Source organism: Sulfurimonas sp. (assembly GCF_047622445.1).
GTDB lineage: Bacteria > Campylobacterota > Campylobacteria > Campylobacterales > Sulfurimonadaceae > Sulfurimonas.
Map to the genome: position 1 here is coordinate 19082 of NZ_JBLHOE010000039.1, position 10278 is coordinate 29359.

Sequence of the window (10278 nt, forward strand, 5' to 3'; positions counted from 1 at the left end):
CTAGCAGTTAATAACCTCAACTTTAATAGTCTTAAACGCAGCAGTTAAAATTACTTCATCCGCAGCATCTCCAAAAAGATTGTTGATTTTACTTTTTGCATGATGGAAGGTTGAAAAAAGTGTTTTTGGTTGTACTTTATCTGTTATCTTGATAGTTAGTGGTGTAGTCTCGCCATAGAGACTTTTTAGAATAACTCTATCAGAAGTAAACTCATGTGCATCATCTTCACATACGAGTAAAACGTCTTCTTCGTAGCGTTTCATTAGCTTTTCACTACGTGAAGTTTGAGCAGCATTGTTATAATGGGCTAAAGTTCTACCTGTTGAGAGATGGTAACCCGTAAGATTTTTCTCCATGATCTCTTTTATCATCCCACGAAGTTTATACTGGTTGTATTTGAAGTGACCAAGTCCATCATCAGTTCTAAAATCTAACTGGTGAAGTATCGGTGTATCCTCCGTGTGTACAGGCCACTGTAACCCACGTTTACGATGTTTTTCAAGTCTATGGTAGTCCGCTCCAGAAAAACGTCTATAAGCAACACGCTGAACCTCTTCCCATACATCTTTAGAAGTTTTATAATCTGCAGTACCGCCCATTTTTTGATCAAGAAGTGTTAAAACCTCCCAGTCATCTGGCAAGTCTGATTTTACGAGTGGTTGAGATAAATGTAATCTTCTCATTGCATTTATATAAACACCTGTTTTCTCATATGCTGACTTCACACCAATAACAATATCTGCACGATTAGCAATATCTGTCATAAAAAGCTCTTGAACAAAAATCATGTCAAGCTTCTCAAATGCTCTATCTATCTTGTTAAGGTTTGGATGAATATGTGTTAAATCTTCACCAATGTTTAGCACGACTTTTACTCTATCTTCAAGCATTTCATCTACTAACTGAGGTGTCATAAGACCTATCTCTTTTGGCTCTTGATAATCAGGGTCGAAATATGGAAGCATTCCCATATCACACGTTCCTTGAACATTATTTTGACCACGAAGGGGCATAAGTCCAGTACCACTTTTTCCAACATTACCTGTCATGAGAGATAAGTGCACAATCGCCATTACAGCATACGAACCATCTATATGCTCGGTAATTCCTAGTCCCCAGAAAATCATTGATTTTTTCAGCGCATACTCACGAGCAACTTTTCTAATCATTTTTGAAAGATACTCATAACCTTCTATACCATTATAGTAATCAGGATTTGCATATGGGTCATTCATGATTTTTTCTTTGAAATCATCAAATCCTGCTGTTCTATCTGCTATAAAACTCTCATCATAAAGTTCTTCATCCATGATTACATAGGCAAGCATGTTGAGAGTTAAAAGATTTGCTTCGTGTGGCATAATAGCTTTGTATTTAGAGAAACGATGAAGTTTAATCTCACGTACATCAAACACAGCTAAATTATCATGTTCTCGTGCAACATCAATAATACGGTTAGAAACAATTGGGTGTGCCTCAGTTGTGTTTGACCCAATAACTATCATAAACTCTGCATTATAAATATCATTATAAGGATTTGTAGCAGCACCTTCACCAATTGTGACTTTCATACCACTAAGAGATGGTGAATGACAAACACGAGCACAATTATCAACGTGTGGCGAATTTAAAGTGTGACGCGTAAATTTTTGAAATAGGTATGCAGACTCACATGAACTTCTAGCCCCACCAATAGAGCAAATAGATTTTCGTCCGTAATTCTTTTGTGTCTCTTTCATTTTCATAGCAGCAGCAGTTGTAGCATTATCTAAATCTGTCTCAAACCAAGTATCGTCTAAGTCAACTAAAGAAGATGCTATAACTTCTTTAATTTCAGGATTTTTTTCTATCCAAGACTTTCTGATACGAGGAATTTTAAGTCTATCCGGAGCATCTACAAAATCAAAGCCATACTTTCCTTTGATACAAAGTTTCCCTTGAGAAACTACACCATCAGGATGAGCAAAAATCTTTACAATTTTATTTTCTTTAGTATCTACATTTGCTGCAATATCACAACCAACTCCACAGTATGTACATACACTATCTATAGTCTCAATATTGCTCATGATTTTTACCCTCTATAAAAAGAATTATTTTCGTGAGTTTACAATCTTTTCTCTTAAGACTTTTGGAAATAGGTTTAGGAGTGTTATGATTAAATAGAATCTACGAGGAAAAGCATATATGCGTTTATTTTTTTCTACTGCTTTTTTAATTCTCTTCACTCCATCTTGCGTGGAAAGTAAAAAAGGCATTTTAAAGTGATTTTTATCTGTCATCTCACTTTTAATAAATCCAGGAAGTATGTTTATTACTGTAATTCCATCTTTTTTATATTTATAACGAAGACCTTCAGCGTAAGCATTAACAGCTCGTTTAGATGAGCTATACGCCTTTGAAGTTGGCATAGAGATTAATGAAGCAAGAGAGGAGATGAACACTATTTTTCCACTTCCTTGCTCTTTAAACTTTGGAAGTAATATTTCTAAAATTGCATGACTAGACAATACATTTACATCATAAAGTCTTTTAAAGTCTTTGAATGAAGTAAGCTCTTCTGAATGCCCAATGGATATACCGGCATTTAATATTACCATATCAATAAAACCAAGAAGTACTATTTTTTCTTGTAGAGTCTCAAATTCTGTCACATCAGCAAGTACAATTTCTACGTTTTGTGTATGTGGAATAAGTTCTTCTTGGATGGATTTGAGTTTATCTTCTCGACGAGCAAGAAGAATGAGAGAGTTTTCTTGTGTAGCGTATTGACGAGCGAGTTCGGCACCTAAACCGGAACTCGCTCCTGTTATTAAAATCTTAATTACACAATCCTAATCATAACAGGAGTAGAATTTACAAAATCAATTGCTTCTAACTCTTTTATCATAGTTTGAATATCCTTTTCAATAGCAATATGCGTTGAGATAAGAAGATTAGCCGAATCACTTGTAGCAGGACGCTGAAGCATCGTTTCAACTGAGATATTGTTCTCCTCAAAAACTTTTGTAATTTTTGCTAATACTCCAGCTTTATCTGAAACATTAATACGAAGATAATATTTTGACTCTATATCTTCAGTTGCTTTAAGTGTTAGGGCTTTACCTTCCATTGGTCTATCAAATCCAAGCATAGGAGTTGATTTTCCACTTCTTGCGATGTCAATGATATTTGCAACAACAGCAGAAGCCGTAGCATCTCCACCAGCACCTGGACCATAGTATAATGTTTCACCGACTTTATCACCAACAACAGAAATAGCATTCATAACACCGTCAATTTTTGCTATTATCTCTTCTTTTTTGATAAGTGCCGCGTGAACACGAAGTTCAACTTCATTGCCATCTTTTTTAGCAATTCCAAGTAACTTCACCGCATAGCCAAACTCTTTTGCAAAAGAGATGTCTTCTTGGCTTACATTGTCAATACCTTCGATTAAAATATCTTCAGGTTTTGCATCGATTCCATAAGCAATAGAAGCTAAAATAAGAAGTTTATGAGCAGCATCAAATCCACCCACATCAAAAGCAGGATCCGCTTCTGCATAACCTAAATCTTGAGATTCTTTTAAAATGTCATCGTATGAAACACCTTCATCCGTCATCTTACTCATCATATAATTACAAGTACCATTCATGATTCCCATGATTGATTCTATGTGATTTGCAGATAATCCATCACGAAGTGCATTAATAATAGGAATTCCACCAGCAACTGAAGCTTCATATTCAAATGCTATGTCTTTTGCTAATTCTGCAAGTTCATAACGGTGGTATGCTAAGAGTGCTTTATTAGCTGTAACAACTGCTTTTCCAGCCTTAAGAGCTTTCTTAACAACTTCAAATGGCTCTTCAACACCACCCATAAGTTCAACCACAATATCTATTTCTGGATCATTCAAAATATCATCAACATTGTCTGTGATTTTTATATCTAAACCTCTGTCTTTGTTTAGATTTTTAACAACTCCACTTTTAACAATTATGTCAGTTCCCGCGCGAGCAGAAATTACATCAGCATTATCTACTAATATTTGAGCTACACTTGTTCCAACAGTTCCAACACCAATTATTCCGACTTTTATCATTTACTTACTTCCTTAATTTATTCCCGTTTTCACGATAAAGGAAACTTTTCCTTTATCTACATTGTTTTACTAAAGAGTAACTAAAATTAGTTCACTTCTTGAAACTGTTTTAAAAATATTTTTATATTTTTTGCTGCTTGACGGATTCTATTATCGTTTTCAATTAATGCTATACGCACATAATTTTCACCATGTGAACCAAAGCCAATTCCTGGAGCTACACATACACCAGCTTCCACAAGTAATCTTTTTGAGAACTCTAATGAACCTAAATGCTCAACACATTCAGGCATTTTTGCCCAAATGAACATACTAGCTTCATTCTTTTGCATAGGCCAACCAGCTCTAGTAAAAGCATCTATACAAACTTCTTGACGATGATCATATTTATCAGTAATATCACGAACACATTGTTGATCGCCATTAAGGGCAACAGTAGCAGCTACTTGAATAGGGGTAAACATACCATAATCAAGCCATGATTTTATTTTTTGTAAAGCACCGATAAGTTTAGAGTTTCCTACAAAGAAACCAACACGCCAACCAGCCATGTTATATGACTTTGAAAGAGTGAAAGACTCAACTGCCACATCTTTAGCACCAGGAACGCTCATTACTGATGGTGTTTTGTAACCATCAAATGTAATATCTCCGTATGCAATATCTGAAATAATATAAAATCTTTTCTCTTTTGCCATAGCTACAAGTCTTACATAAAATTCTTGCGTTACTGTTACTGTTGTTGGGTTATGAGGAAAGTTCACTAAAACATACTTTGGTTTTGGAGAAGAATCTGCAAAAACTCGTTCTAAGTCTATAAAAAACTGATCTTCATTAAGTCTATATTTCTCATCAAAAGTGATACCAAACTTAACAACATTTCCACCAGCCAAAATAAAAGAATATTCATGAATTGGATATGTAGGATCTGGAACAACTGCTACATCACCTGGGTTTGTTATTGCGTATGTAAGGTGTGCATAACCCTCTTTTGAACCCATAGTAGCTACACACTCAGTCTCAGGGTCAAGTACACAGTCGTAACGTCTTTCATACCAATCAGCTATAGCCTTAAGTAGTTTAGGGATACCTTTAGATACTGAGTAACCATGTGTTTTTGTTTTCTCTGCAGATTCAACAAGTTTTGCACGAATATGCTCAGGAGTATCCCCATCAGGATTCCCCATAGAAAAGTCTATTACATCCGCACCAGCTCTACGCTCTTGCATCTTTAATTCATTTACCTCAGCAAAAACATACTTTGGTAGTCTCTTCATTTTATCAAATTGAATTTCGTCAAACATTTTTTTTCGTCCTTTCTTATCTTGAGCCTGTTGGCCTTAGTATTAAATTGTCTTTTACATTTTTAAGAGTATACATATCAGAGATCTTGATATATTTTGCACCCTTAGGCATTAAGAGAAAAATATTTCTTGTTTTTTTATCTTTTTTCATTACACTTAATAAGTGTAACTGCTTGTCATAGTATGTTATGTTTGGATACCAATCATCTCTAAATGAGCTTTTTATTGAAAGATTTTGGATATCTGCAATATTAAGCCAATGCGCATATAAAGAACGTTTAAGCTTGAATTCTTCATCACTTACTAATATGGGTATATTAAGACTTGCTTTACTCATGTCTATGCTATATTTCCACTCTGTTGGCTTAGCTTTAACAATATCAATAATTCCACATCCACTTTTTGCAAGCTCTTCTTGAAGGATTAATGGATCAGTTGCATATTCAGCAGTTAAAACTATAGTCCATGTAAACTCTGTTGAGTCAAGATTAGATTCTGCGGTTACATAGCGATAATAGCCAATATTTCGAAGTGTATCCCCCATGATTTTTACAAAAAATAATGGTGCTCCACTTGTTCTAAAGCTGAGTGTTAACTCCTGTGGTTTATCAAAAAACAGATTTAAAAGTCCATTGTCTTTTAGTGTTTGAACAACTTTTACAACATCAACTCTTTCTTGTCTATAATACTCAGACTCTGGTGCAAATATTAATTTGATAAATTCTTCATTTTTAGAAAACTCTTCTTCACTTACAAATGTTTTTATTTTACTTGTTAATAAAGTATCTGAAATTATTGAAGTATTATCTGCTAGGATAGAGTTCCTTTGTACATCTCGAGAAGGAACATCTGCTATCAAAGCTATAGATAAAAAGACAATAATCGCAAATATTTTTACCATTTACGACCTTTGTTTAAACTCTTAAACTCTGTTACTGCAATTTTTTTAAATTTTCCATCAACATACTTAAATCTCATATTTTGTTTTGAAGAAAATGTTTGCTTTTTACCATTAACTTCAAGGTGAACAGTACCTGAACCAAAAAGAAGTAGCCAATCTTTATTAGTATCTAAAACAAATTCTTTTCTAAAAACCTTTTGATACTTTTGATTTGTTTTGATATTTATATAACCAGCCCAAATTTTACGCTTTGGTAATATTTTAAGTGTTTGAACCTCTTTTACAACTTCTTTTTTTACTTCAGCTTTCTCGACAGGTACTTCTTCAGTTTTTACTTCTTCAATAACATCTACTTCAGGAACTAGTTTTGTTTTTTCAATCTCTTGAATGACTTCTACTTCCTGATCTTCATCATCGCGTACAACCTCTATGGCTTCTTTCATATCTGATGTACTAGCAATTTTTTGCGCATCTTCTATATGCGAGTTATCAATATCTTGTTCCAAATTAGCCATTGAGCTTAAATATCCAAAACTATAATACGCAACTGCCACAAAAACTATAATACCTGCCCAAATGTACATTGGTGAATTATTTTTTTCTCTTTGGGGAGTAACAAAAACTTTTTTCGGTTCTGCAGACTCTCCCTCTTCTTCAGTAAAGTACGCTTTACCTTGTCGTTTTAGTTCACTTAGGTTTACCCCATATTCTCTCTCAAGGATTGAAATGAAACCATTAAGCTGTACAGAGCTCAATCCATCAAAAGAACCATGTATCATAGCTTGGACATACTCTTTTGATATATGCGTATCTTTATGAATTCTTTGGGCACCAATTTCTTTTAATATATGTAAGTTTTCTTCCATTAGTTTGTATCCCCTACTCTCATTCTATCCATCAGAATTGCACCAGCTACACTTACATTTAAGGAATCAAATTCATGTGCCATTTCTATACTTACAAGCTGATCTAACTTTGAGCTTACACGAGAAGTCAAACCTTCCCCTTCACTACCTAAAACTAAAACTCTTTTTTCTTTTATCTCAATATCTCTGATATCCTTCCCACCCATCTCAGCACCATAGGTAGTGAAACCTGACATTTTAAAATCATTAAGAACATCGTGAACATTTTTTTCTATCGCAAAAGGCATATCAAACAAAGCCCCAGTACTAGCGCGGACAATTCCATCAAATGCTAATTGTTTTACACCACAAGCAATGATTCCATCAACACCGAGAGCATATGCAGATCGCACAATGGCTCCTATGTTTCCAACATCAGTTACTCCAGATAAAACTAAAATAAATTTTTTGTTTAAAAACAATTGATATGTATATGGCTTGTAATCGCTTACTTCGGCTAAAAAGCCTTGATGCGAAGCGTTTTTACACATTTTTTGTGCAGCTTCATTTGGAATTCTTTTTACTTCAAAGCCCATTTTCATCAATCGAGAGTATTCTTTTTTCTCAATCTCTTTGGCTAAGTATAAAGTTTTTATCATCTGAGGGTAGTTGTTTATTAAATAATATATTGGTTGTTTTGCATAAATTAACATGGAAAACATTTTATCGAAAAAAAGTTAAAATGAGATTATTTGAAGATATTTATAAGGATAAGAGTCTGTTATAGCACTCTTTTGTATTTTCTCCTGTGATTTTGCAAATAAGTTTTGCCTGTACTTTTTTTGGTAACTCAAGTGCTAAAATGTCATTTTGACTTATTGCAGATGCACTTTGAATAGCTCCAGCTTTGATAACAACTACCCATTCACCTTTATGATTTCCATCAAGCTTTTTTATAACTTGACTTGCTGTTCCATATGTATATTTTTGATATTTCTTAGTTAGTTCTTTAGCTAAAAACAACTCACGATCTGGTTCTTCTTTCTCAATTTCTAAAAGTAGTTTATCAAGCCGATGTGGAGATTCATACAGTACCGTTGTATATCCATTATGAAGGGCTTCTTGTAAACCTTCACTTCTTGAAGTTCCTTTATGATCTAAAAATCCGAAAAAGAGCATCTGAGTTTGGACAAATCCACTCGCTACAAATGCTGTTAAAAGTGCATTTGCACCGGGAAGAACATCATACTCAACTCCATTGTCAATGCAATAACGAACTAAAACCTGTCCAGGATCACTCACTCCTGGCATACCAGCATCACTTGCATAAACAATATTTTGCTCAAAAAAAGATGGCTCTAGTTTTTCAGTAAAAGATTTTTCATTGTGTGAATGGAGGGAAATAAATTTTTGATTCTCTTTAAAAGTTGTATTGTAACGTTCTTTTAAAATGTGGATGAGTTTTTTTGTAACGCGAGTATCTTCGCAAAGTAAAATATCGGCTTCACCTAAAGCTATCATAGCTCTAAGTGACATATCGCCTATGTTACCTATCGGAGTAGGAACAAGTTGTAGCAAGAAAAAGTCTTGACTATTTTTTAGCGTAACGTGCGTTAAATTTCTCGATACGACCAGCTGTATCTACCATTCTTTCACTACCTGTGAAGAAAGGGTGACATTCTGAACAGATATCAATTTTAAGTGTATCTTGAGGAGCTTTATTTTCAAAGCTATTTCCACATGCACATGTTACAGCACAAGTTACAAATTCTGGGTGTAAATCTTTTTTCATTTTTTTGCCTTTTGCCAATCGGTGCTCGAACTTGGAGACATAAACTGCTTGATGCAACTTAAAATCTCTTTGTTCACTTATACGAAGGGCTATATATTTTTAAATCCGTATGGGGGCAGATTTTGTGAATTGGGATTATATCCAAATAAATATTAAAGTAAAATTTTACTTGCTACAGCCATTACAGCACTCTCTGAACGAAGAACCATCGGGGTGTCTAATCTAAATACATCTTGACTTTGTAAAAATTCTTTTTCGCTGGGTGAAAACCCACCCTCACATCCAACTAAAACAGTTTCAATATCTCTATACTGATCTATCGTTTTTTTTGCAAAATCAAAAACTTTTGTTTGTGGAAACTCTTTTATAAAATCTTCTATATTTTTATATACATCAAACTCTATATATGTACTACGTCCACATTGCTGCATAGAAGCTTCTAAAATTCTTTTCAAACGCTTCATATCATGTTTAAAGTTTTTCTGACTTCGATCACACGATATAAATGAAATTTTGTTTACACCTATCTCACTTAAAGATGGCAAAACTTTTTCAATAGACTTCATATCAATAACACACCAACCTATATGTAAAAGTACTTTTGATGCTACCACTTTTACTTCACAAGAAATTTTCTCTAACTCTAGACTTCTATTTTCAATTGTTTTTACTTGATAAAGATACAATTCTTCCATATTTTCTTTTGTACGAAAATAAAGTTTATCTCCTACTCCATGTCGTCGCACTTTTACCAAATACTTAAAGAGTTCACCTTTTAAAAACAACAGTTCCGTTGGTGTCTCTTCAAGTAAAATATATGTCAAAATAACATCCAAAGTGAAATACTTAGAGTAAGGACAACTTCACCGAAGAGTAAATAAGATGCATATTTTTTGAAATTATCTAGTGCGTTTTTTACATTTGGGTTTAAGTACTTTAAACCTTTGGCACGTTTTACTTCCAAGTAAATTATAACAAGCGAAAACACTATCATTATTATATTTTCAACGCTAAAGTCCAAATGCTTTGCTGCCATCATCACAATACCAGTAAAGAGTATCCCTCCAATTGCCATAGAGCCAATCGGAGTAAAAAGACTCATTTGACGCTGATAATCTTTAATATTTACAGCACGTCGTAACATAACTGTATTAATCAAGATAACTACTAAAATCCCTATTACACTATAGTAATGTGTTACAATACTCATATCATACATTTGATTCATAGTGGAATTTTACAATAATAATTCTTTAAGAGGTCAACATGGCAATAAAAGTAGAAGAAGCACTTGATATTATATACAAAAATGTATCTCCAACATCTGTTAAAATCCTACCACTTGAAC

At 33.8% G+C, this 10278-nt stretch carries 11 protein-coding genes; all 11 read right to left on the bottom strand.

Annotation, left to right across the window (positions count from 1 at the left end):
• Window positions 1–2070, bottom strand: coding sequence for a molybdopterin oxidoreductase family protein (locus ACI9TV_RS09790; protein WP_415250606.1), 2070 nt, complete (start codon window positions 2068–2070; stop codon window positions 1–3).
• Window positions 2071–2094: 24 nt separating this feature from the next.
• A complete protein-coding gene (locus tag ACI9TV_RS09795; RefSeq protein WP_415250616.1) occupies window positions 2095–2826 on the bottom strand; it encodes an SDR family NAD(P)-dependent oxidoreductase in 732 nt (243 codons plus the stop codon).
• Window positions 2826–4088 carry a homoserine dehydrogenase gene (locus tag ACI9TV_RS09800; protein ID WP_415250607.1) on the bottom strand — a complete coding sequence of 421 codons (1263 nt, stop codon included), beginning with the start codon at window positions 4086–4088 and terminating at the stop codon, window positions 2826–2828. The genes ACI9TV_RS09795 and ACI9TV_RS09800 overlap by 1 nt, the downstream gene beginning before the upstream one ends.
• Window positions 4089–4174: 86 nt before the next feature.
• Window positions 4175–5392, bottom strand: coding sequence for an LL-diaminopimelate aminotransferase (locus ACI9TV_RS09805; RefSeq protein WP_415250608.1), 1218 nt, complete (start codon window positions 5390–5392; stop codon window positions 4175–4177).
• A 16-nt stretch (window positions 5393–5408) separates the two neighbouring features.
• On the bottom strand, window positions 5409–6293 hold the full coding sequence (locus ACI9TV_RS09810; protein WP_415250609.1) for a hypothetical protein: 885 nt from the start codon (window positions 6291–6293) through the stop codon (window positions 5409–5411).
• A complete protein-coding gene (locus ACI9TV_RS09815) occupies window positions 6287–7159 on the bottom strand; it encodes a hypothetical protein (RefSeq protein ID WP_415250610.1) in 873 nt (290 codons plus the stop codon). Before ACI9TV_RS09815 ends, ACI9TV_RS09810 begins: the two co-directional genes overlap by 7 nt.
• The gene (gene rlmB, locus ACI9TV_RS09820) at window positions 7159–7860 is read right to left on the bottom strand and encodes a 23S rRNA (guanosine(2251)-2'-O)-methyltransferase RlmB (protein WP_415250611.1); all 702 of its coding nucleotides are present in this window, start codon (window positions 7858–7860) and stop codon (window positions 7159–7161) included. Before rlmB ends, ACI9TV_RS09815 begins: the two co-directional genes overlap by 1 nt.
• A 40-nt stretch (window positions 7861–7900) precedes the next feature.
• Complete coding sequence (gene rsmI, locus ACI9TV_RS09825; RefSeq protein ID WP_415250612.1) at window positions 7901–8716, bottom strand: 16S rRNA (cytidine(1402)-2'-O)-methyltransferase; 816 nt, start codon at window positions 8714–8716, stop codon at window positions 7901–7903.
• A 13-nt stretch (window positions 8717–8729) separates the two neighbouring features.
• Window positions 8730–8930: a 50S ribosomal protein L31 gene (rpmE, locus tag ACI9TV_RS09830; protein WP_415250613.1), complete on the bottom strand. Its 201-nt coding sequence runs from the start codon at window positions 8928–8930 to the stop codon at window positions 8730–8732.
• 152 nt (window positions 8931–9082) lie between these two features.
• Complete coding sequence (locus ACI9TV_RS09835) at window positions 9083–9754, bottom strand: 16S rRNA (uracil(1498)-N(3))-methyltransferase (RefSeq protein ID WP_415250614.1); 672 nt, start codon at window positions 9752–9754, stop codon at window positions 9083–9085.
• Window positions 9751–10158: a hypothetical protein gene (locus ACI9TV_RS09840; RefSeq protein ID WP_415250615.1), complete on the bottom strand. Its 408-nt coding sequence runs from the start codon at window positions 10156–10158 to the stop codon at window positions 9751–9753. The genes ACI9TV_RS09835 and ACI9TV_RS09840 overlap by 4 nt, the downstream gene beginning before the upstream one ends.
• Window positions 10159–10278 lie beyond the last annotated feature (120 nt).

What these genes read in the sequence shown, in the direction of transcription:
- ACI9TV_RS09805 (WP_415250608.1), bottom strand. Translation starts at nt 5,392, where the DNA reads ATGTTTGACGAAATTCAATTTGATAAAATGAAGAGACTACCAAAGTAT.
- ACI9TV_RS09810 (WP_415250609.1), bottom strand. Translation starts at nt 6,293, where the DNA reads ATGGTAAAAATATTTGCGATTATTGTCTTTTTATCTATAGCTTTGATA.
- ACI9TV_RS09800 (WP_415250607.1), bottom strand. Translation starts at nt 4,088, where the DNA reads ATGATAAAAGTCGGAATAATTGGTGTTGGAACTGTTGGAACAAGTGTA.
- ACI9TV_RS09840 (WP_415250615.1), bottom strand. Translation starts at nt 10,158, where the DNA reads ATGAATCAAATGTATGATATGAGTATTGTAACACATTACTATAGTGTA.
- ACI9TV_RS09815 (WP_415250610.1), bottom strand. Translation starts at nt 7,159, where the DNA reads ATGGAAGAAAACTTACATATATTAAAAGAAATTGGTGCCCAAAGAATT.
- rlmB (WP_415250611.1), bottom strand. Translation starts at nt 7,860, where the DNA reads ATGTTTTCCATGTTAATTTATGCAAAACAACCAATATATTATTTAATA.
- ACI9TV_RS09790 (WP_415250606.1), bottom strand. Translation starts at nt 2,070, where the DNA reads ATGAGCAATATTGAGACTATAGATAGTGTATGTACATACTGTGGAGTT.
- rpmE (WP_415250613.1), bottom strand. Translation starts at nt 8,930, where the DNA reads ATGAAAAAAGATTTACACCCAGAATTTGTAACTTGTGCTGTAACATGT.